The sequence below is a fragment of the Burkholderia ubonensis genome (genome assembly GCF_902833085.1).
Classification (GTDB): domain Bacteria; phylum Pseudomonadota; class Gammaproteobacteria; order Burkholderiales; family Burkholderiaceae; genus Burkholderia; species Burkholderia ubonensis.
On sequence record NZ_CADFEB010000010.1, the window covers coordinates 253,548 to 274,251 of the forward strand.

Consider the following 20,704-nt stretch of genomic DNA (forward strand, 5'->3'; position numbering starts at 1 on the left):
TGCAATTCAGGAATTCTAGTCCGCTATATACGGAGTTCGGCGTAGTTTTTCGGCGATTGAATCCGAATTATCGTGTGTCGCTTCCAAGGCGCCGGTGCGCCGGGTCTTCGAGGAGCGAGAGATGGACCACACGTTTTCCGCCGCGTCGGCGCACCGCCGCACGTTCGTGCTGGCCGCGGTATGCGCGGCCGCGGTCGCGCTGCCGCTGAGCTTTTCCGGCGGCGCGGTCGCGACGCCCGCGATCGGCCGCGACCTGCACGGCGGGCCGGTCGCGCTGAACTGGATCACGAACGCGTTCATGCTCGCGTTCGGCAGCTTCCTGATGGCCGCGGGCGCGCTCGCCGACCAGTTCGGCCGCAAGCGCGTGTTCGCGATCGGCGTCGCCGCGTTCACGCTGTGCTCGGCCGCGCTCGCGTTCGCGCCGTCGATCGTCGTGCTCGACCTGCTGCGCGCAGCGCAAGGCCTGGCCGCCGCGGCGGCGCTCGCGGGCGGCACCGCGGCGCTCGCGCAGGAGTTCGACGGCCCGGCGCGCACGCGCGCGTTCAGCCTGCTCGGCACGACGTTCGGCGTCGGCCTCGCATTCGGCCCGGTGCTGGCCGGCTGCCTGATCGAGCGCTACGGCTGGCGCGCGATCTTCGTGACGGGCGCGGCGGCCGGCGCGCTGTCGCTCGCGTTCGGGCTGCCGCGCATGCGCGAATCGCGCGACCCGCACGCGACGGGGCTCGACTGGCCCGGCACCGCCACGTTTACCGCCGCGCTGACGCTGCTCACGTTCGGCGTGATCGAGGCGCCGGAGCGCGGCTGGACGAGCCCGCTCGTCGCCGGGCTGCTGGCCGGCGCGGCGCTCTTCGCGGCGGCGTTCGTCGCGATCGAGACCCGCGTCGCGCGGCCGATGCTCGACCTGTCGCTGTTCCGCATCCCGCGCTTCGTCGGCGTGCAGGTGCTGCCGGTGTCGACCTGCTGCTGCTACATCGTGCTGCTGGTCGTGCTGCCGCTGCGCTTCATCGGCATCGACGGCTTCAGCGAGATCGACGCCGGCTGGCTGATGCTCGCGATCTCCGCGCCGATGCTGGTCGTGCCGCTCGTCGCGGCGACGCTCGCGCGCCGGCTGTCGGCCGGCGTGATTTCCGGCGTCGGGCTCGTGATCGCGGCGGCGGGGCTCGTGTGGCTGGACGTTGCATTGCGCCACGGCGCGGGGCCGGCGGCAATCGCGCCGATGCTCGCGATCGGCGCGGGCGCCGGCATGCCGTGGGGGCTGATGGACGGGCTGTCGGTGAGCGTCGTGCCGAAGGAGCGCGCCGGGATGGCGACCGGCATCTTCAGCACGACGCGGGTGGCGGGCGAGGGCATCGCGCTCGCGATCGCCGGCGCGGTGCTCGCGACGCTCGCGCAGGCGGGGCTGCGCGCGGGCGCTGGGGCGTCCGTGGCGGGGGCGACGCCCGATGCGATCGTTCGCGCGTCCGCCCGGCTCGCGACCGGCGACCTCGGCGGCGCGGCGGCCGCATGGCCGCAGGCCGGCCGCGCGGTGCTGCGGCATAGCTACGCGCAGGCGTTCGACCATCTGCTGATCGGGCTGGCCGTCATCACGCTGCTGTGCGCGGCGGTCGTGTTCGTGTTTCTGGGTGGGCGGCGCGGCGTGGAGTCCGGCGATGCATGCGCGCGGCAAGCCTGACCGACGGGCCGCTGCTCGCGAGCCGACGCGTCGTGCCGGCGCCGGCGGCGGCGCGTCGCGCAACCGTTGCACATCGTCGCATTCACAACTTTCGCTTGATTTTTCAGCATCCGTTCCGAAACTGTAAGACGACCGCGCCACGTACACATCGATCTTTCGGTGAAGGCGATACGCAGCGTCTCGAAGCGCCGTAGAAAGCCACAGGAGAATCGGAATGGATGAGCAAGTCAGTGACGAAGTCGTTCAAAGCACCATCAACCGTGCGATTTTGCGTGAGCGCGGAGGCAAGGGGGGCATCGTGGGCCAGGTGCAACGCGCATTTCGATCGTTGCAGTCGCTCCGTCGTACGGACCGCCCGGAAGACATCAATCTTGCCGCCGCCGAGCACTACATGTACGCCCGGTTCCTGGCGGGGGAGACGGGCGACCCGTTGGTCAAGGCAACGCCGACGCTGTACGGCGCGAAGAAACGGGTCTATTTCGCGCTCGGCATTCAGGACAGGATGGCGACCAGCCCTCATCCCGTGTTGGCCCCGAACAGGTCGGTCGAACGTTGGGGACTCAAGGGGGCAGAGGACGGCTTGCGCGACTACTCGGCCGTCAACAATGGACAACCCGCCAATCGCTTCGGCGCGTCGCTCGGCTCGTTGAGCAAGGAAGCATTGCGATACAACAAAGGCTGATGCGCCGTTTGCCGCGCGCCGCTGTTCGCAATTGGCACAGCGTGACGCGCGCGAACCGCTGAAGGTGTTCCGAATCGGCGCAATCGCCGGGATGGCGGGCGCGCGGCGCGCGCGCGGGCGGGGCCGTGCACGATGGCATGCATGTTGCTGTGTAGTCAACGCGCGCAACCGGCGCCGCAATTGCACAAAGCAAGATGAACAGGAGACATCTGATGAACCCGTTCGACCTGAAACAACTGGGCCTCGACGTCGAATACCCGTACCGCTCGCAATACGACAACTACATCGGCGGCAAGTGGGTGCCGCCGGTCAAGGGCGAATACTTCGAGAACGTGTCGCCGATCAACGGCCAGCCGTTCTGCCGCATTCCGCGCTCCGGCGCCGACGACATCGAGATCGCGCTCGACGCGGCCCATGCCGCGCGCCGCAAGTGGGGCAAGACGTCCGTGACCGAGCGCGCGAACCTGCTGCTCGCCGCGGCCGACCGGATGGAAAAGAACCTGAAGCTGCTCGCCGTCGCGGAAACGATCGACAACGGCAAGCCGCTGCGCGAGACGATGGCTGCCGACCTGCCGCTCGCCGTCGACCACTTCCGCTATTTCGCGGGCTGCATCCGCGCGCAGGAAGGCGGCATCTCCGAGATCGACGACAACACGGTCGCGTACCACTTCCATGAGCCGGTCGGCGTCATCGGCCAGATCATCCCGTGGAACTTCCCGCTGCTGATGGCCGCGTGGAAGCTCGCGCCGGCGCTCGCGGCGGGCTGCTGCATCGTGATGAAGCCGGCCGAGCAGACGCCCGCGTCGGTGCTCGTGCTGATGGAGCTGATCGGCGACCTGTTCCCGCCGGGCGTGATCAACATCGTGAACGGCTTCGGCAAGGAAGCCGGCGAAGCGCTCGCGACCAGCAAGCGCATCGCGAAGATCGCGTTCACGGGCTCGACGCCGGTCGGCAAGCACATCCTGCGCGCCGCCGCCGACAACCTGATCCCGTCGACGGTCGAGCTGGGCGGCAAGAGCCCGAACATCTTCTTCGCCGACGTGCTCGACCAGGACGACGCGTTCCTCGACAAGACGCTCGAAGGGCTCGCGATGTTCGCGCTGAACCAGGGCGAGGTGTGCACGTGCCCGTCGCGCGTGCTGATCCAGGAGTCGATCTACGAGCGCTTCATCGAGAAGGCGGTCGCGCGCGTCGAGCGCATCAAGGCCGGCCATCCGCTCGACCTGCAGACGATGATCGGCGCGCAGGCGTCGCAGCAGCAGCTCGACAAGATCCTGTCGTACATCGACATCGGCCGCGGCGAAGGCGCGCAATGCCTGACGGGCGGCGAGCGCACGGCGCCGGCGGCCGACCTCGGCACGGGCTACTACGTGAAGCCGACGATGCTGTTCGGCAACAACAAGATGCGCGTGTTCCAGGAAGAGATCTTCGGGCCGGTCGCGTCGGTGATGACGTTCAAGGACGAGCAGGAAGCGATCGAGCTCGCGAACGACACGTTCTATGGCCTCGGCGCGGGCGTGTGGACGCGCAACGGCACGCGCGCGTACCGGATGGGCCGCGAGATCGAGGCCGGCCGCGTGTGGACCAACTGCTACCACCTGTACCCCGCGCATGCGGCGTTCGGCGGCTACAAGCAGTCGGGCATCGGCCGCGAGACGCACAAGATGGCGCTGTCGAACTACCAGCAGACGAAGTGCCTGCTGGTCAGCTACCAGGCCGAGGCGCTCGGGTTCTTCTGATCGCCGCTTGCGCCGGCGCGCGTCAGCCCGCGCCGGCGCGTTCCGCGAGAAGCCGGCATGGCGGAACCGGTTCGACCGATTCCCCGGCATCCGGTGTTTCGCGACGGCGAGCTCGACGCGCATCGCCGCTTCGGCGTCGTCGACGAGGCCGAGCGCATGCGCGACGCCGTCACGACGCGGCTGAGCATCGGCGTGCGGCATTTCATCGAGACGTTAACCGTTCATGTTCGTCGGCGCCGGGTGCGCAGCAAGCGGGCGGCGCCGGCGCGGCTGCACCAGCCGGGTGCGCGTCGGGCGGCATCGCGGTCAGCCCGAATTGCGCGTCCGGGCGCGCCGTCGTTGAATGACGGGCTTGAGCCGGATCGCACGTGGTCCGCCGCGATTCGGCACGGGACTTGCGTGTCATGCGCGGTTCCGGGCGGTTGAAGGAGAAACACGATGAACGAACGAGTGGCAGGCGCCGGCGAACCGACCGCCGAGGACACGCAACGCAGCGCGCAAGGCGGCGAGGTGCCGGCCGGGCAGGCCGTCGTCAGCGTCGCGCACGACGCCGACGAGCAGGCGCGCAACCTGATCGGCTGGCGGCAGACCTACGACCAGCTCGCGGCGGGCCGCTTCGTCGGCACGCTGACCGAGTTGCCGCTCGACACGATGAAGCTGTTCCGCGAATCGACGAGCCACATGCTGCGCCAGGCGTGCGAGGTGCGCGGCGATGCGTACTGGTTCGGCATCCCGCTCGTGCGCGACGGCGCGGCGCGCGTCGACGCGCACCGGATCGAGGCCGGCGCGCTCGCGTTCCGGCCCGGCAACGTCGAATTCGAATTGCTGACGCCCGCGCAGTTCTCGATCTACGGCGTCGTCGTGCGCGGCGACGTGCTGCGCCGCTACGCGGAGCAGGTCGAGCGCTGCGGGCTCGACGACCGGCTGCCCGCGCAGAGCGTGATGCAGGTCGGCGAGGCGCGGCTCACGCGCCTGTGCGCGCTGCTCGGCGCGCGGCTCGACGACGCGGCCGCCGCCGCGCCGCTGTCGGACCCGCTGCGCAACGACCTGCAGGCCGAGGTGCTCGCGGCGCTGTTCGACGTGTGCGCGCTGCCCGCCGACGGCGCGGCCGGCACGGCGCTGTCGCGGCGGCGCCGGATCGTCGAGCAGGCGCGCGACTACGTGCTCGCGCACCGCTCGCGCCCGGTCGGCGTGCCCGAGCTGTGCGAGCAGCTGCACGTGAGCCGCCGCACGCTGCAGTACTGCTTCCAGGACGTGCTCGGGATGGCGCCCGCGACCTATCTGCGCACGCTGCGGCTGAACGGTGCGCGGCGCGACCTGTGCGGCCGCGCGGTGGAGTCCGTGCAGGATGTCGCCGAGGCGTGGGGCTTCTGGCACCTGAGCCAGTTCGCGACCGATTACCGGCGGATGTTCGGCAAGCGGCCGTCGGAGACGCTGCGCGACAGCGTGACGATGGTCGCGGCGGGGTAATACCGGGGTAATGGCGGGTCGCGGCGGATGCGCGATGGCGGCGCGGGTCAAATGACCGGCCAGCCCACCGCGTCCCAATCGACCGCGCGATAGGCGGCCGCGACCGCCGCGACGTCGTCAGGCGCTTCGCTGCGGTGCAGCCCGCGCAGCGCGTCCGGCATGTCGAGCGCGACCGGCACGCAATGCGGATAGTCGCGCACGCGCAGCGCCGGCGCGATCGTCGTGAAGCACGCGAGCGTCGGCACGTCGAAGCCGTCCGCGAGGTGCGTGGCGGCGCTGTCCGACGCGAACAGCACGCTTGCTCCCTTGATCCATGCGATGAATGCCGCGGTGTCGCGCGCGAATCCGCTCGCGTCGACATAGGCGGGATGCGCGAGCGGCCCGAACCCGACCACGGGCAGCCGGTAGCGCCGCGCGAGCCGGTCGACGAACGCGGCGCGCAATGCCGGCGGCACGCTGCGCACCGCGGTACTCGCGCTCGGGCAGAACAGCGCGTACGGCCGCCGCCAAGCATCGGGCAGCGCGGGAAGCGGCAGGCGTGCGAGCCAGCGGTTGCGCTTGGCCGACGCGGGCAGCGCCGCCGGGTCCGCGCCGAGTGCGGCGAGAAAGAAGTCGATCATCGGCAGCCGTGCGAAATCCGGCCAGTACAGGTGATTGCCGAGATCGATGCAGCGCGTGGCGGCCGGCAGCGCGTCGGCCGGCCACGGCAGCGCGCGCGACGGCGCGACGACGTCGGCCGCGAGCGCATACAGCGCCTCGACGTAGCGCGGCGCGCCGGCAGGGCGGTACAGCGTGAAGTGCAGCCCGGGGTGCGCTTCACGCAGCGCGGCGAGCGCGGTCAGGCCGATCACCGAATCGCCGAGCGTGACGCCCATGCCGTTGATCACGTGCACGTGCGGCGCGCCGCCGTAGTCGAGCCGGAACGGCTGCGTCGCCGCGTGCAGCAGGCCCAGCGCGAGGGCGGCCGGCACGTGGCCGGCGGCGCGGCCGTGGCCGTGCGCGAGGTCGTAGGGCGCGACGAGCGTGCCGTCCGGTGCGAGCAGCGTGCCCGGCCAGACGCGCGCCTCGTCGGGCGACAGGGCGGCTGCGGCCGGCACGGCGCACGCTCCTATGTCATGCGCCGCGCGTGCGACGCCCCTGCTCCCGGATCTGCTCGAGCGTCGCCGCCGGCGTGCAGGCTTCCTGCGGCACGCGGATTTCGATCAACGCGGGCAGGCCGCAGGTGAGTGCGCGCTCGAGCGCGGGCGCGAAGTCGGCGGTGCGCTCGACCGTCTCGCCGTGCGCGCCGAACGCGCGCGCATACGCGGCGAAATCCGGGTTCGTGAGACCGGTGCCGTGCACGCGCCCCGGGTAGTTGCGCTCCTGATGCATGCGGATCGTGCCGAAGTGGCTGTTGTTGACGACGATCACGACGATGTTCAGCCCGTACTGCATCGCGGTCGCCAGCTCGTTGCCGGCCATCATGAAGCAGCCGTCGCCCGCGAGCGCGACGACCGGCCGCTCCGGATACAGCGACTTCGCGGCAAGCGCGGCGGGCACGCCGTAGCCCATCGCGCCGCTGGTCGGCGCGACCTGCGAGCGGAAATGGCGGTACGCGAAGTGCCGGTGCAGCCAGATCGCGTAGTTGCCCGCGCCGTTGGTCAGGATCGCGTCGTGCGGCAGACGCTCGCGCAACTGCACCATCACGTCGCCGAGCTGGACGTCGCCGGGCATCGGCAGCGGCGCGTGCCAGTCGAGATACGCGCGGTGCGCGGCGGCGGCGCTGCCGGCCCACGCGGGCGCGGCCGGCGGGTCGAGCGCGGCGAGCGGCGCGGCGATCTCCGGCATGCCGGACACGATCGGCAGGTCGGCCGCATAGACCCGGCCGAGCTCGTCCGCGCCCTGGTGGACGTGGATCAGCGTCTGGCGGGTCTTCGGGATGTCGAGCAGCGTGTAGCCGCCGGTCGTCGCTTCGCCGAGGCGCGGCCCGAGCGCGAACAGCAGGTCCGCGTCGCGGATGCGCCGCGCGAGCGCGGGATTGATGCCGAGCCCGACGTCGCCCGCGTAGTTCGGATGCGCGTTGTCGAAGGTGTCCTGGTAGCGGAACGCGCACGCGACCGGCAGCTGCCAGCGCTCGACGAAGGTGCGCAGGTCCGCGCATGCGTCGGTCGTCCAGCCGCTGCCGCCGACGACGGCCAGCGGCCGCTCGGCGCGCGCGAGCCGCTCGCGCAGCTCGTCCATCTGCGCGGCGGACGGCGCGGCCGCGACGCGCTTCGCGGGCGGCGCGACCGGCTGCGCCGCGCACGGCTCGGACAGCACGTCCTCCGGCAGCGCGAGCACGACCGGGCCTGGCCGGCCCGACATCGCGACGTGGAACGCGTGGCTCAGGTATTCGGGGATGCGGCGCGGGTCGTCGATCTGCGCGACCCATTTCGCCATCTGGCCGAACATGCGGCGGTAGTCGATTTCCTGGAATGCCTCGCGGTCGAGGTGTTCGCGCGCGCACTGGCCGATGAACAGGATCATCGGTGTCGAATCCTGGAACGCGGTGTGCACGCCGATCGACGCGTGCGTTGCGCCGGGCCCGCGCGTGACGAACGCGACGCCGGGGCGGCCGGTCAGCTTGCCGACCGCTTCCGCCATGTTCGCGGCGGCCGCTTCGTGGCGGCAGACGACCGTCTGGAGGCGCGCGGTGTGGTCCGCGAGCGCATCGAGCACGGCCAGAAAACTCTCGCCCGGCACGCAGAACACGCGTTCGACGTGATTGGCGAGCAACGCATCGACAAGCAGGCGCGCGCCGTTGACGCCGCGCGGCTCGAGATCCTCGGAATGCGACATGAGATGCCGTCTCCCTGGGTAGCGGGACGTACAGCTTACGCCGGTTCGGGGGCGGGTGAAAAGTGACGGAACGCGGGCGGGCGGGAAAGATCAACGACTGGCCGGAAGGCCAGCTTGCGCGCGTTTGGCGACCGGTGAAAAGTACTGCAACGGACGCCGAGTCGAATCCCGACCCGGATTAATGAAGTCACGCTGCCAATTAACAGTAAAATGGTCGATCATTCAATAGTAAAATCCCCCCTCGGAATCATTGACGGGGGCAATCATCATCATGGCAACCGAAACGATCGACCTAAAGACGCTCACGCAGCTCGCCGAGGCGGGCGCCGTGCGCGATGCACGCGTGGTCGGCCACGGCAACGGCTGGACCGTCGCGGCCCGCTATGGCACGACCGAGCGCTTTCTGTCGGCCAGGCGCGGCGACGTGCGCGTGTTCCGCCGGTTCGAAACGCTGGTCGGATTTCTGCGCGACATCGGCATCAGCCGATTCGACGTGGACGCTTCGGATTTCGATCCCGATGCCGCGGGCCGGGCCACCCGGCCCGATCGCGCGGCCGCGCTGAAAGCGGCGCACGAGGCGGCTGCTTACGATCGCTGGTTTCGCGAACAGGTACAGCAGGCGCTGGACGATCCGCGACCGTCCCTTCCCCACGCCGAGGTCAAGGCCGAGTTTGCTTCGCGCCGTGAGGCGCTGCGACAGCGGATCGCGAAGCATGGAGGCAAGGTTTGACGTTCGCGCTGCACTGGAATCCGAACGCGTGCGAGGATCGTGCGGCAATCATGGACTTCGTCGGCCAGGACAACCCCGTGGCCGCGCTGGAGCTGGACGAACTGATCGATGAAATGGCCGAGGCATTGCCGGCGCATGCCGAGCTGTATCGGCCGGGGCGCGTGCAAGGCACGCGCGAGTTGGTGATCGCGCCGAACTACGTGCTCGTCTATCGCATCCGGCAAGCCGAAGGCGTCGTCGAGATTCTGCGCGTGCTGCATGCGCGACGGGAGTGGCCGTAACGAAAGCGGTCGGGGCTTTAATGATGCCAACCGGGGCCGCCGATGTGTGTTCGGGGAGAGGGCGATGCGACCCCGAAGCCAATGCCGCCACGGCTACGCATTCCCGAGCTGTCAGGGATGCATCTTTTCCGATGCGGCAGTTGGTGTAGGTCTATGTACACACATGGATTTACATTTTGCCGGAAGTGGACTAATGTACATCCGTCGTACATCCGTATTTGGAGGTAACCATGCATACCACCCGAGCGTTCAGGAACGGCAACTCCCAAGCTGTGCGTATTCCTGCGGACCTCGCTTTCGAGCGCAGCGACATCGAACTCGAAATCGAGCGAGTGGGCGATGAAATTCGCATTCGACCTGCTCGGCGGCCGTTGGCTGGTGTGCTCGAGAAGTTCGCGAAATTCGGGCCGGATTTCATGTCCGACGGACGTGGCGAGCACGGGCAGGTTGAACGCGAGGGTCTGTGATGCCGCGTTACATGCTCGACACCAACATGTGCATCTACCTGATGAAGAACCAGCCGGAGCAGGTCGCGAAACGCTTTGCGCGGTACTACGTCGGTGACGTGGTGATGTCGGCGATCACCTACGCCGAGCTTGAATATGGTGTCGCGGTCTGCGCGAATCCCGATCGCGAGCGCCGAAATCTCGCAGCGTTGATCGAGGACATTCCCGTCGCCCCGTTCGATGTGGCGGCGGCGCGGGCCTACGGGCCGGTCCGGGAGGCAACGCGGGAGCGCAAGAAAGACCACCTGGACAAGCTGATTGCTGCGCATGCGATTTCGCTTGACGTTGCGCTCGTGACCAACAACGAGCGGGATTTTGCCAGCTATCCCGCCGTGAGGCTGGAGAACTGGCTGAACGATTAGGAGCCATTTCCGCTTTCAGTGGAAACGGCTCTCGCACACCGCCATCAGCACTCGACGATATTCACCGCCAGCCCGCCGCGCGACGTTTCCTTGTACTTCGTCTTCATGTCGGCGCCGGTTTCGCGCATCGTCTTGATCACCGAATCGAGCGACACGTAGTGCGTGCCGTCGCCGCGCAGCGCCATGCGCGCCGCGTTGACCGCCTTCACCGACGCCATGGCGTTGCGCTCGATGCACGGGATCTGCACCATCCCGCCGACCGGGTCGCAGGTGAGGCCGAGATTGTGCTCCATGCCGATCTCGGCCGCGTTCTCGACCTGGCGCGGCGTGCCGCCGAGCACCGCGGCGAGCGCGCCCGCCGCCATCGAGCAGGCGACCCCGACTTCACCCTGGCAGCCGACTTCCGCGCCGGAGATCGACGCGTTCAGCTTGTACAGGATGCCGATCGCGGCGGCCGTCAGCAGGAAGTCGATCACGCCCTGTTCGTTCGCGCCCGGCGTGAAGCGCGTGTAGTAATGCAGCACCGCGGGGATGATGCCGGCCGCGCCGTTGGTCGGCGCGGTGACGACGCGCCCGCCGGCCGCGTTTTCCTCGTTGACCGCGATCGCGTACAGGTTGATCCAGTCGATCATCGACAGCGGATCCTGCAGCGCGCGCTCCGGGCTGCCCGTCAGCGTGCGGTACAGCTGCGGCGCACGGCGCTTGACCTGGAACGGGCCGGGCAGGTTGCCGTCCGCGTCCGGGTTGCCGATCCCGCAGCCGCGCGACACGCACGACTGCATCACGCTCCAGATCTTCAGCAGGCCGTCGCGGGTCTCTTCCTCGGTGTGCCACGCACGCTCGTTTTCCCACATCAGCTGCGCGATCGACTTGCCGGTCGACTCGGTCAGCGCGAGCAGCTCCGCGGCGTTGGTGAACGGGTGCGTCATCTGCTCGGCGGCGCTCAGCACCTTGGTGTTCGGCGCGCCGGCCGTCACGACGAAGCCGCCGCCGACCGACAGGTAGGTGCGCTCGACCAGCACCGCGCCGCTCGCGTCGGTCGCGCGCAGCTTCATCCCGTTCGGATGCTCGGGCAGCGCCTGCCGGTAGAACGCGATGTGCTCCTTCAGGACGAACGGAATCGGGTGGCTGCCGAGCAGCGCGAGCGTCTTCGACGTGCGCACGGCTTCGAGCCGGGCGGCGATCGTATCGGGATCGACAGTGTCGGGCGCGTCGCCGAGCAGGCCGAGCATCACGCCGCGGTCGGTGCCGTGGCCCTTGCCGGTCGCGCCGAGCGAGCCGTACAGCTCGACCTTCACGTTGGCGGTCGCGTCGAGCTGCCCGTCGCGCTCGAGGCCCTGGACGAACATCAGCGCGGCGCGCATCGGGCCGACCGTGTGCGAGCTGGACGGGCCGATGCCGATCTTGAAGAGGTCAAACACGCTGACTGCCATTTTGTTTCCTGTCTTGCTGTAAGTAGTCTAGCGCGCCTGCAGCGGCAAGCACGCGGCTAGCCATGCGGGCGGCGTCGGGGAGAGCTGCTGCGCGACGCGGGCGTAGCGTCCGTCGAGCCGCGCAGCCAGATGAAAGAGTTCGGTGGCGTTTTTCGGGTCCCACTGCCCCGTGTAGCCGGGAAGGCCGGCTTCGCGCCGCTTCGCGTCGAACGCGACCGGCGAATGCACGAATTCCTCATGCGTTTTCTCGCCGCGCGCGTACGGCACGAGCCAGTCGAGCGCGGCCGCGAGCGTCGCGCCGTTCGCGCCCTTTTCGCGCAGCCAGTTGCGGTTGAAGCGGCGCGCGGCGAGCGCGGCGGTCACGAGCGGCTGCAGGTCGTACACCGCGTAGTGCAGCGCATCGCGCTCCGTGAAGTCGTAGGTCGTGCCGTCCGCGGCGACGTTGTCGGCGAGATGCTCGACGAACAGGCGCTGCGCGGCGTTCATCATCCGGCGGTCGCCGAGCGTGAACGCGGACAGCGCGATCAGCTTGATCCGGTGGCTCTGCCAGTTGTTGCGCCAGGTGCCGGCGAGCGGGCGCTTCTGCGCGTCGATCTGCGCGACGTAGCCGGCGCCGAGCTTCGCGATGAACGCCGACGCGGCGTTGCGGGTCTTCACCGGCAGCGCGCTCGCGGTCATGTCGTAGGCCAGGATCAGGCTGTCGAAGCGGGTCTCGTCGATCGGGTTGAAGCTCGGCTGGTAGGTGGCGACCCACGCGGACAGGAAGCGGTCGACGAACTGCAGGTAGCGCGGATCGTTGGTCACGCGCCACGCGAGCGCGGCGTCGCGCATCAGGTCCATGTCCTTCATCGCGGCGACGCTCTGGTCGTAGAGGCCTTCGTGCGGCAGCGTGCCTTCGGTGTGCACGCGCGGCAGCGCCTTCGGCTGCTCGCCGAGATGCGCGTCGACGCCGCGGATCAGCGCCTGCACGCCCGGCTCGGCCTGGGTCGTCTCGCTCGACTGCAGCGCGGGCGCCGCGCAGAAGTTCATCGCCGCGCGCGCCGCGCCCGACGCGCCGAGACCGGCGGCGGCGAGCGACAGCGACGCGACGAGCGTCGGCGCGAACGCGCGGGCGCGCACGCGCCGCCACATGTGCCGTGATTCGCGGCCCGGGAACATCAGACGCACCATGCGGAACTCCTTCATTGGCTGGATCGCGTGTGATGTTAGCCGGATTGGGGGACGAACGTCAGGCGGATCGGCGTCCAACGCAAAAACCGCACGCAACCCCGGGGATTGCGTGCGGCGCGGCATCGAGCGAACCGGAACGAACGCGCGCGTTACGCGTATTCCGACATCGGCACGCACGCGCAGAACAGGTTGCGGTCGCCATAGGCGTTGTCCGCGCGGCCGACCGGCGGCCAGTACTTGTTCGTGCCGAGCGACGCGACCGGATACGCGGCCTGCTCGCGCGAGTACGCATGCGGCCATTCGTTCGCGGTGACGACGGCCGCCGTGTGCGGCGCGTGGCGCAGCGGGTTGTCCTCGCGATCGGCGCGGCCTTCCTCGACCGCGCGGATTTCCTCGCGGATCGCGATCATCGCGGCGATGAAGCGGTCGAGTTCCTCCTGCGATTCCGATTCGGTCGGCTCGACCATCAGCGTGCCCGGCACCGGGAAGCTCATCGTCGGCGCGTGGAAGCCGTAGTCCATCAGGCGCTTCGCGACGTCGTCGACGGTGATGCCGCTCGAGTCCTTGATCGGACGCAGGTCGAGAATGCACTCGTGCGCGACCAGCCCGCCCGGGCCCGAATACAGCACCGGGTAGTGCGGCGCGAGGCGCTTCGCGATGTAGTTCGCGTTGAGGATCGCGGTTTCCGTCGCGGCGGTCAGGTTCTTCGCGCCCATCATCGCGATGTACATCCACGAGATCGGCAGGATCGACGCGGAGCCGTACGGCGCCGCCGACACCGCGCCGATGCCTTCCTCGCCGCGCGCGTAGCCGGTCGAGCGCTGGTTCGGCAGGAACTTCGCGAGGTGCGCGCCGACCGCGACCGGGCCGACGCCCGGGCCGCCGCCGCCGTGCGGGATGCAGAAGGTCTTGTGCAGGTTCAGGTGCGACACGTCGCCGCCGAACTGGCCCGGCGCGGTCAGGCCGACCATCGCGTTCATGTTCGCGCCGTCGACGTACACCTGGCCGCCGTGCGCGTGCACGATCTCGCAGATCTCGCGCACGTTCTGCTCGAACACGCCGTGCGTCGACGGATACGTGATCATGATCGCCGCGAGGTCCTTCGCATGCTCGTCGGCCTTCGCCTTGAGATCCTCGATGTCGACGTTGCCCTGCGCGTCGCACGCGACCACCACGACCTTCATGCCGGCCATGTGCGCGGACGCCGGGTTGGTGCCGTGCGCGGACGCGGGGATCAGGCAGACGTCGCGGTGGCTCTCGCCGCGCGACGCGTGGTATGCGTGGATGACCAGCAGGCCCGCGTACTCGCCCTGCGAGCCCGCGTTCGGCTGCAGCGACACGGCCGCGTAGCCGGTGGCCGCGACGAGCATCTGCTCGAGCTGGTCGATCATCTCGCGGTAGCCGACGGTCTGCTCGGCCGGCGCGAACGGGTGGATCTGGCCGAATTCGGGCCACGTGACGGGCAGCATCTCCGACGTCGCGTTCAGCTTCATCGTGCACGAGCCGAGCGGGATCATCGAGCGGTCGAGCGCGAGGTCCTTGTCCGACAGGCTGCGCAGGTAGCGCAGCATTTCCGTTTCCGAATGGTGGCGGTTGAACACGTGGTGCGTCAGGTACGCGCTCGTGCGTTCGAGGCCGGCCGGCAGCGCGGCCGTGCCGGGCAGGCCCGCGTCGAGCGCGTCGACGTCGGGCGCGGCGCCGCCCGCGGCTTGCGCGAAGATCGCGAGCAGGTCGGCGAGGTCGCCGCGGGTCGTCGTCTCGTCGACCGAGATGCCGACCTGCGTGGCGCTCACGCGGCGCAGGTTGATGCGCTTCGCGTTCGCCAGTTCGTGGAGCTGCGCGGTGCGCGCGCCGGTGTCGATCGTCAGCGTGTCGAAGAACGTGTCGTTGACGGTCGCGAAGCCGAGCTGCTTCACGCCGGCGGCGACCAGCGCCGCGATGCGGTTCACGCGCAGCGCGATCGTCTTCAGGCCGTGCGGGCCGTGGTAGACCGCGTACATGCTCGCCATGATCGCGAGCAGCGCCTGCGCGGTGCACACGTTCGACGTCGCCTTCTCGCGGCGGATGTGCTGCTCGCGCGTCTGCAGCGCGAGACGCAGCGCGGGCTTGCCCTGCGCGTCGACGGTCACGCCGACGAGGCGGCCCGGCATCTGGCGCTTGAATTCGTCGCGCACGGCCATGTAGGCGGCGTGCGGGCCGCCGAAGCCCATCGGCACGCCGAAGCGCTGCGAGTTGCCGACCGCGACGTCCGCACCCCAGTCGCCGGGCGGCGTCAACACGGTGAGCGCGAGCAGGTCGGCCGCGACGACCACGTGGCCGCCGGCCGCGTGGATGGCTTCGGTGAGCGCGCGGTAGTCGCGCACGTCGCCGTTGACGCCCGGGTATTGCAGCAGCACGCCGAACGCGTTCGACTGCGCGGCGTCGGCGGCGGGGCCGGTCTTGATCTCGATGCCGACCGGCAGCGCGCGGGTGCGGATCACTTCGAGCGTCTGCGGCAGCACGTCGTCGGCGACGTAGAACACGTTCGACTTCGGCTTGCCGACGCGCTGCAGCAGCGTCATCGCCTCGGCCGCGGCGGTCGCCTCGTCGAGCAGCGACGCGTTCGCGATCGCGAGGCCCGTGAGGTCGGCGACCATTTGCTGGTAGTTCAGGAGCGCTTCGAGGCGGCCCTGGGAAATTTCAGGCTGGTACGGCGTGTAGGCCGTGTACCACGCCGGGTTTTCGAGCACGTTGCGCAGGATCACCGCCGGGGTGTGCGTGTCGTAGTAGCCCTGGCCGATGTACGAGCGGAACACCTGGTTCTTGTCCGCGAGCGCGCGCAGCGCGGCGAGCGCTTCGGCTTCGCTTTTCGGTTGCGCGAACGGGCCGAGCGGCAGCGTTTCGGCGCGGCGGATCGGCGCGGGGATCACGGCGTCGATCAGGGCGGCGCGCGTCGCGAAGCCGAGCGTGTCGAGCATCGCTTGCTGGCTGGCGGCGTCGGGGCCGATATGGCGTTCGGCGAACGCGTCGTGCGTTTCGAGCGCGGCGAGCGAGAGGGGCGTGCGGTTCATCAGGCGGTCCGGGTGTTCGAGCTTCATGGCAATCCAGCGGTCGCGGGGCGCCGCCCGTACTGCCGGGCCGGCGCGCCGCGCGATTCGTGAGTAGTGGGGTTAGCCGACCAGTTTCGCGTAGGCGGCTGCGTCGAGCAGGTTGTCGGTCGATGCGCCGTCGGCGAGCTTGATCTTGAAGAGCCACACGCCGTATGCGTCGCTGTTCACTTCTTCCGGCGTGTCGACGGCGTCCGCGTTGATCGCGACCACCTCGCCCGACACGGGCGAGTAGATGTCCGACGCGGCTTTCACCGACTCGACGACGCCGACCGCGTCGCCTGCCTTCACCTGCTTGCCGACTTGCGGCAGTTCGAGGAAGACGATGTCGCCGAGCGTGCTCTGCGCGTGATCGGTGATGCCGATCGTCAGCGTGCCGTCGGCTTCGGTGCGGATCCACTCGTGTTCGTCGGTGTACTTCAGATCGGCCGGGACGTTGCTCATCGGATGCTCCTGAATAGATAGGGTGTGATTCTTCGTTCTGGCGCACCGTGACGGTGCGCCGGGTGTGGGTCGCCGGGCGCCATGCCGCCCGGCTCGTTACGCAGCGAGGACCTTGCCGTTGCGCACGAACGGCAGTTTTACCACGCGCGCGGGAAGTTGCTTGTCGCGAATCTGCACCTGCACGGTGTCGCCGATCTGCACGGCCGCGGGCACGCGCGCAAAGGCGATCGACTCCTGCATCGACGGCGAGAACGTGCCGCTCGTGATCTCGCCTTCGCCGTGCGGCGTGACGACCTTCTGGTGCGCGCGCAGCACGCCGCCCGCCTTGCCGTTCTCCTTCTGCAGGATCAGGCCGACGAACGCGGCGCGCGTGCCGTCGCGCTCCAGCGCGTCGCGGCCGACGAACGCGCGCGGCGCCGTGAGGTCGACCGTCCACGCGAGGCCCGCGTCGAGCGGGGAGACGGTTTCATCCATATCCTGGCCGTACAGGTTCATGCCGGCCTCGAGGCGCAGCGTGTCGCGCGCGCCGAGCCCGCACGGGCGCACGCCGTTTTGCTGCAGCGCGTTCCACAGGGCTTCGACGTGGACGGCCGGCACGATCACCTCGAAACCGTCTTCGCCGGTGTAGCCGGTGCGCGCGACGGTGAGGTCGCCGAACGGCGTGCCCGCGACCTGCGCGGCGTTGAACGGCTTGAGCTCGCTCGTCGCGGCGCGCGCGGCGGGGATCGTCGCCCAGGTTTTTTCACGGGCGTTCGGGCCCTGCACGGCGACGATCGCGAAATCGCGGCGCGGCGCGATCGTGACGCCGTAGCCGCCTTGCTCGTTGAGCTGGTTGAACCACGCGATGTCCTTCTCGGCGGTGCCGGCGTTGACGACGACGCGGAAGAATTCCTCGGTGAAGTAATAGACGATCAGGTCGTCGATGACGCCGCCCTGCGGATTGAGCAGGCACGAGTAGAGCGCCTTGCCGGGCGTCTTGAGCTTGCCGACGTTGTTCGCGACCGCATGCTCGAAGAACGCGCGCACGCGGCTGCCGGTGAAATCGACGACGCACATGTGCGACACGTCGAACATGCCGGCGTCGGTGCGCACGGCCTGATGCTCTTCGATTTGCGAACCGTAGTTGACGGGCATGTCCCAGCCGCCGAAATCGACCATGCGGGCGTTGAGCGCGCGGTGCGCGGCGTTGAGCGGGGTGTGTTTCAGGGCAGTCATCGAGGCCTCAGGCAAGGCGCTTGCGCGCGGGACAATACGGCGTTGTGCCGACCGCCGCGGCCTTGGGCCGGCGGGCGGTGCTGTACATGCCCCTCTGTCCTCGATACCTGAGAGATTGCGCCGCGGGCCTGGCCCAACGAACGCGCGCCCCTTCGGTGGGCAGCCTGCCCGCGCTGCATTCGCGCAGCGGGCTACTGCCGCTCTCCAGAGTGCGAAGATCGTGGCCTGCGACGTGCGCAGGCGGGATGCTTCGACGCGGCCGGTCCTTTTGCCTGAGAGTTTGCGGGTGTGCCCCTTCGGCGGCGCGACCGGCGTTTCAGCAACGCGGTCACACGCTCTCCCGACGCGTGCGGGCGACTGTACGCGAGCCCGGAAGCCTTGTCAATTTGGGCAAATCCGTGTCGTTTCGCGACAAGCGGCGGCAGGGCGCCGCCGCGTTTTTCGTCTTCGTCCGGCCGCGGCCGGCGTCACTCGCCGATCGCGCGCGCCGCGGTGTCGAGTTCCTGGTTCAGCACGCGCTGCTCGTCGCCGGACAGGCCGCCGCCGTGCTGCGCGGTCATGTCGTTCGCTTCCTGGCGAATCACGTCGAGGCGGTGGTGGAGCTGCGCGCCGTACGGCGGCGGGTAGTAGCCGCCATTTACGCGCGAATCGATCCGGCGATGCAGGTTGTCGATTCGGCCCTGAATCTGCTGCGCACGCTCGAAGCCGACGACCTGCGGACTGGGTTGCGGAACGACTTGCGGGGCGGGGCGGGGCGGCGGTGGCGGCGCCGGGCGACGCTGCGGCGGCTCGACGATACAGGCCGCGAGCGAGGAAACCAGGGCGCAGCACACTGCCGCGCGAATCAACCGTTGCATCAACATTCTCCTGACGGTGTGGTGTCGGTTTGGTGTCGGATCGACTTTTTTGAGAAACGCATCAGACAGGAGCACCGCTGACTTTCGTTCCCGCGCCATTTGTAACGGATTGTTCCGGCGCGACGCGCCGCCGGCCGGCTCGTGCCGCTCAGACGAGCTTGCGCACGAACGGCAGGCGCCGTCCTTCGTGCTCGCTTTGCGCGGCGAGCTCGATGATCGTCATCACGTCGACCGCATCCTGCGGCGTGACCGGGAACGGCGCGCCTTCGCGGATCGCCGCGGCGAGCGCGCGGTAGAACTCCGCGTACTGGCCGTCGAGCGTCGGCACCGGGCGCTCGGTTTCGACGTCGCCGTCGAGCACGCGCAGCACGCCGGGCGGGTTGCCGCCGCCGAACTCGACGTCGTCGGGCGTGAGGCCGGCCTTCAGCTGGTCTTCCTGCGTGTCGAGCCCGAACTTCTGGTAGCTGCCGCGGGTGCCGTGCAGCGTGAAGCGCGCCGGCTCGATCGCCGACAGCGCGCTCGCGTGCAGCGCGACGTCCTTGTCCGGGTAGCCGAGCTGCACGTGGACGAAGTCGGGCGCCGAACCGTTGTCGCGGCGGGTCTTGACGGTCGCGCTCACCGTGTCGGGCAGGCCGAACAGCGCGAGTGCCTGGTCGATCAGGTGCGGGCCGAGGTCGAGCAGCAGGCCGCCGCCGCGCGCGGCTTCCTCGCGCCAGCGCACGCGCACCTGCGGCCGGAAGCGATCGAAATGCGACGTGACACAGGTGATGCGGCCGAGCTCGCCGGATTCGACGATGCGGCGCACGGTGAGGAAGTCGCCGTCCCAGCGGCGGTTGTGGAACGGCGCGAACACGCGGCTGCGGGCGTTCGCGAGCCGCGCGAGCGCGAGCGCCTCGTCGGACGTCAGCGTCACCGGCTTGTCGACGACGACGTGACGGCCCGCGTCCAGCACCTGCCGCGCGAGCGGGAAGTGCGTGTCGTTCGGCGTGGCGATCACCACGCACTCGATGTCGTCGAGGGCCAGCAGCGCGTCGAGATCGGCCACGATGCGGGCATCCGGATACGCGGCCCGCGCGCGGTCCGGCTGCCCGGTGGCGATCGCAGCGACCTGCGTGCGGCCGCTCGCCGCGATCACCGGCGCGTGGAACGTCGCGCCGGCGAAACCGAAACCCATCAAACCAATCCTGAGCAATGACGACATGGCGATCCTTGGCAACAAGCGAAACGTGGGAACGGCGCGCCATAACGGTGCCATGATGGCGCGCCGGCGACCGGCTATTTTGGCACGACGGCCGACTGGAATCCGGCGCGATTTTTGCGCTCGCGCATGCAGCGGTGCGCGGTGGCGCGGCTCGCGCCGGTTCAGCCGTCCAGCCGCTGCCGCACCGCGGCGGCCGCCTGCGCGGCCCACGACGCGCACGCGGCCGCGCCCGGATGGAAGCCGTCGGACGCCATCAGGTGCGGCTCGAGCGGCACCGCGCACGGCAGGAACGTGCAGCGCGGCTGCGTCGCGGCCCAGCCGGCGAGCATCGCGTTGAGCCGCTTCGCGCGCAGGCCGAGGTACCACCGCAGCGGCTGCGGCAGCGCGGGAAAGCGCTCCATCGGCGGCACCGCGGACAGGATCACGTGCTCGACCGAGAAGCGCGTGGCGAGCAGCTCGACGAGCGTCGCCTGCGCCGCGCGCCAGCGGGCCGGCGGCACGCCCGCCGTCACGTCGTTGACGCCGAGCGACGTGACGGCCGCGTCGAACGCTTCGGCCGGCTCGGCGGCGAGCCGGTCGACGAGATCCTGCGTCGTCATGCCGGTGCGCGCGAGCAGTTTCCAGCTCACCCGGCGAAACGGCGCGAGGGCATTCGCGAGCTGCCCGGTGAACGCGTCGCGCTGCGTCGCCACGCCGACGCCCGCGGCGGCGGAATCGCCGAGCACGAGCAGGCGCAGCGGCGGGCCGTCGCCGGTCACGCCGCTGCGCGGGCCGGCCGCTTCGTCGAGGCGCGGGGTGACGCGGCGCACGTGGCGCCCCTGCGCGAGCAGCAGCGGGCCGAGCGCGGCGGTGGCGAACTGGTATCCCATGGTGTCGATATCTCTATATAGAGCGGCAATCGCACGCGGCCGCCCATTGTCGCGCAATCGCCGCCGCGCGTAGCCGAATTGGCCGAACGGACAGGGGCGCATCCTCCCGTCCGCCCGCACAGCCCCGCCCGACGGGGCTCCGGAATTCGCCGCCGCGGCCGTGTTAACAT

The 20,704-nt window shown here is 69.7% G+C and carries 18 protein-coding genes, 1 pseudogene and 2 riboswitches; of the genes and pseudogenes, 9 read left to right on the forward strand and 10 right to left on the reverse strand.

The genetic code is table 11. The annotated features are described in order from the left end of the window. Positions 1 to 121: 121 nt before the first annotated feature. The 5 genes and pseudogenes from HWX31_RS27445 to HWX31_RS27465 all read left to right on the forward strand — a co-directional run bounded on the left by HWX31_RS27445 (position 122) and on the right by HWX31_RS27465 (position 5,563). Positions 122 to 1,672, forward strand: a complete 1,551-nt coding sequence (locus HWX31_RS27445; RefSeq protein WP_174960555.1) for an MFS transporter — start codon at positions 122 to 124, stop codon at positions 1,670 to 1,672. 214 nt (positions 1,673 to 1,886) lie between these two features. Then, positions 1,887 to 2,354, forward strand: a complete 468-nt coding sequence (locus HWX31_RS27450; RefSeq protein ID WP_174960553.1) for a hypothetical protein — start codon at positions 1,887 to 1,889, stop codon at positions 2,352 to 2,354. Between the two features lie 212 nt (positions 2,355 to 2,566). Further along, the gene (gene exaC, locus HWX31_RS27455; protein ID WP_059655366.1) at positions 2,567 to 4,093 is read left to right on the forward strand and encodes an acetaldehyde dehydrogenase ExaC; all 1,527 of its coding nucleotides are present in this window, start codon (positions 2,567 to 2,569) and stop codon (positions 4,091 to 4,093) included. Between the two features lie 57 nt (positions 4,094 to 4,150). Next, a pseudogene (locus HWX31_RS35430) lies at positions 4,151 to 4,337 on the forward strand (hypothetical protein); the annotation flags it as partial. A 194-nt stretch (positions 4,338 to 4,531) separates the two neighbouring features. Then, on the forward strand, positions 4,532 to 5,563 hold the full coding sequence (locus HWX31_RS27465; RefSeq protein ID WP_059711611.1) for a helix-turn-helix domain-containing protein: 1,032 nt from the start codon (positions 4,532 to 4,534) through the stop codon (positions 5,561 to 5,563). A gap of 47 nt (positions 5,564 to 5,610) precedes the next feature. On the opposite strand, the gene HWX31_RS27470 is transcribed toward HWX31_RS27465, so the two are convergent. Together HWX31_RS27470 and HWX31_RS27475 are read right to left on the reverse strand one after the other, a co-directional pair. Next, on the reverse strand, positions 5,611 to 6,660 hold the full coding sequence (locus HWX31_RS27470; protein ID WP_244143858.1) for a glycosyltransferase family protein: 1,050 nt from the start codon (positions 6,658 to 6,660) through the stop codon (positions 5,611 to 5,613). 16 nt (positions 6,661 to 6,676) lie between these two features. Beyond that, the gene (locus tag HWX31_RS27475) at positions 6,677 to 8,380 is read right to left on the reverse strand and encodes a thiamine pyrophosphate-binding protein (RefSeq protein WP_174960551.1); all 1,704 of its coding nucleotides are present in this window, start codon (positions 8,378 to 8,380) and stop codon (positions 6,677 to 6,679) included. Positions 8,381 to 8,651: 271 nt separating this feature from the next. Here HWX31_RS27475 and relB point away from each other — a divergent pair, with 271 nt between their 5' ends. The 4 genes from relB (at position 8,652) to HWX31_RS27495 (ending at position 10,259) form a co-directional block, all read left to right on the forward strand. Further along, complete coding sequence (gene relB, locus HWX31_RS27480) at positions 8,652 to 9,110, forward strand: type II toxin-antitoxin system RelB family antitoxin (RefSeq protein WP_174960549.1); 459 nt, start codon at positions 8,652 to 8,654, stop codon at positions 9,108 to 9,110. Beyond that, a complete protein-coding gene (locus HWX31_RS27485) occupies positions 9,107 to 9,391 on the forward strand; it encodes a type II toxin-antitoxin system RelE/ParE family toxin (protein ID WP_174960547.1) in 285 nt (94 codons plus the stop codon). Before relB ends, HWX31_RS27485 begins: the two co-directional genes overlap by 4 nt. A 230-nt stretch (positions 9,392 to 9,621) precedes the next feature. Next, positions 9,622 to 9,858, forward strand: coding sequence for a type II toxin-antitoxin system VapB family antitoxin (vapB, locus tag HWX31_RS27490; RefSeq protein ID WP_174960545.1), 237 nt, complete (start codon positions 9,622 to 9,624; stop codon positions 9,856 to 9,858). Next, positions 9,858 to 10,259, forward strand: a complete 402-nt coding sequence (locus HWX31_RS27495) for a type II toxin-antitoxin system VapC family toxin (RefSeq protein WP_174960543.1) — start codon at positions 9,858 to 9,860, stop codon at positions 10,257 to 10,259. Before vapB ends, HWX31_RS27495 begins: the two co-directional genes overlap by 1 nt. Before the next feature lie 44 nt (positions 10,260 to 10,303). Here the strand turns inward: HWX31_RS27495 and HWX31_RS27500 are convergent, their stop codons facing one another. The 8 genes from HWX31_RS27500 to HWX31_RS27535 form a co-directional block, all read right to left on the reverse strand. Beyond that, complete coding sequence (locus HWX31_RS27500) at positions 10,304 to 11,692, reverse strand: L-serine ammonia-lyase (RefSeq protein ID WP_174960541.1); 1,389 nt, start codon at positions 11,690 to 11,692, stop codon at positions 10,304 to 10,306. A gap of 27 nt (positions 11,693 to 11,719) precedes the next feature. Beyond that, positions 11,720 to 12,862 (reverse strand): alginate lyase family protein, encoded by a 1,143-nt coding sequence (locus tag HWX31_RS27505; RefSeq protein WP_174960539.1) that lies wholly within the window; start codon positions 12,860 to 12,862, stop codon positions 11,720 to 11,722. 149 nt (positions 12,863 to 13,011) lie between these two features. Further along, a complete protein-coding gene (gcvP, locus tag HWX31_RS27510; protein ID WP_174960537.1) occupies positions 13,012 to 15,939 on the reverse strand; it encodes an aminomethyl-transferring glycine dehydrogenase in 2,928 nt (975 codons plus the stop codon). A gap of 72 nt (positions 15,940 to 16,011) precedes the next feature. Then, the gene (gcvH, locus tag HWX31_RS27515; protein ID WP_076481875.1) at positions 16,012 to 16,392 is read right to left on the reverse strand and encodes a glycine cleavage system protein GcvH; all 381 of its coding nucleotides are present in this window, start codon (positions 16,390 to 16,392) and stop codon (positions 16,012 to 16,014) included. 96 nt (positions 16,393 to 16,488) lie between these two features. Next, a complete protein-coding gene (gene gcvT, locus HWX31_RS27520) occupies positions 16,489 to 17,607 on the reverse strand; it encodes a glycine cleavage system aminomethyltransferase GcvT (RefSeq protein ID WP_174960535.1) in 1,119 nt (372 codons plus the stop codon). Between the two features lie 84 nt (positions 17,608 to 17,691). Further along, a riboswitch (glycine riboswitch) is annotated at positions 17,692 to 17,825 on the reverse strand. Between the two features lie 32 nt (positions 17,826 to 17,857). Next, positions 17,858 to 17,960: riboswitch (glycine riboswitch) on the reverse strand. A gap of 114 nt (positions 17,961 to 18,074) precedes the next feature. Further along, a complete protein-coding gene (locus HWX31_RS27525; RefSeq protein ID WP_059609549.1) occupies positions 18,075 to 18,464 on the reverse strand; it encodes a hypothetical protein in 390 nt (129 codons plus the stop codon). A 148-nt stretch (positions 18,465 to 18,612) separates the two neighbouring features. Next, entirely contained in the window at positions 18,613 to 19,665 is a 1,053-nt protein-coding gene (locus HWX31_RS27530) for an oxidoreductase (RefSeq protein WP_174960533.1), read from the reverse strand. Positions 19,666 to 19,826: 161 nt separating this feature from the next. Next, complete coding sequence (locus HWX31_RS27535; protein WP_174960531.1) at positions 19,827 to 20,534, reverse strand: SGNH/GDSL hydrolase family protein; 708 nt, start codon at positions 20,532 to 20,534, stop codon at positions 19,827 to 19,829. Positions 20,535 to 20,704 lie beyond the last annotated feature (170 nt).

Excerpts from the sequence above, each read along its gene's own strand:
- HWX31_RS27505 (WP_174960539.1), bottom strand. The coding sequence starts at position 12,862 with ATGGTGCGTCTGATGTTCCCGGGCCGCGAATCACGGCACATGTGGCGG.
- HWX31_RS27465 (WP_059711611.1), top strand. The coding sequence starts at position 4,532 with ATGAACGAACGAGTGGCAGGCGCCGGCGAACCGACCGCCGAGGACACG.
- HWX31_RS27525 (WP_059609549.1), bottom strand. The coding sequence starts at position 18,464 with ATGCAACGGTTGATTCGCGCGGCAGTGTGCTGCGCCCTGGTTTCCTCG.
- gcvT (WP_174960535.1), bottom strand. The coding sequence starts at position 17,607 with ATGACTGCCCTGAAACACACCCCGCTCAACGCCGCGCACCGCGCGCTC.
- gcvP (WP_174960537.1), bottom strand. The coding sequence starts at position 15,939 with ATGAAGCTCGAACACCCGGACCGCCTGATGAACCGCACGCCCCTCTCG.
- exaC (WP_059655366.1), top strand. The coding sequence starts at position 2,567 with ATGAACCCGTTCGACCTGAAACAACTGGGCCTCGACGTCGAATACCCG.
- HWX31_RS27495 (WP_174960543.1), top strand. The coding sequence starts at position 9,858 with ATGCCGCGTTACATGCTCGACACCAACATGTGCATCTACCTGATGAAG.
- HWX31_RS27450 (WP_174960553.1), top strand. The coding sequence starts at position 1,887 with ATGGATGAGCAAGTCAGTGACGAAGTCGTTCAAAGCACCATCAACCGT.
- HWX31_RS27475 (WP_174960551.1), bottom strand. The coding sequence starts at position 8,380 with ATGTCGCATTCCGAGGATCTCGAGCCGCGCGGCGTCAACGGCGCGCGC.
- HWX31_RS27445 (WP_174960555.1), top strand. The coding sequence starts at position 122 with ATGGACCACACGTTTTCCGCCGCGTCGGCGCACCGCCGCACGTTCGTG.
- HWX31_RS27530 (WP_174960533.1), bottom strand. The coding sequence starts at position 19,665 with ATGTCGTCATTGCTCAGGATTGGTTTGATGGGTTTCGGTTTCGCCGGC.
- HWX31_RS27500 (WP_174960541.1), bottom strand. The coding sequence starts at position 11,692 with ATGGCAGTCAGCGTGTTTGACCTCTTCAAGATCGGCATCGGCCCGTCC.
- gcvH (WP_076481875.1), bottom strand. The coding sequence starts at position 16,392 with ATGAGCAACGTCCCGGCCGATCTGAAGTACACCGACGAACACGAGTGG.
- HWX31_RS27535 (WP_174960531.1), bottom strand. The coding sequence starts at position 20,534 with ATGGGATACCAGTTCGCCACCGCCGCGCTCGGCCCGCTGCTGCTCGCG.
- vapB (WP_174960545.1), top strand. The coding sequence starts at position 9,622 with ATGCATACCACCCGAGCGTTCAGGAACGGCAACTCCCAAGCTGTGCGT.
- relB (WP_174960549.1), top strand. The coding sequence starts at position 8,652 with ATGGCAACCGAAACGATCGACCTAAAGACGCTCACGCAGCTCGCCGAG.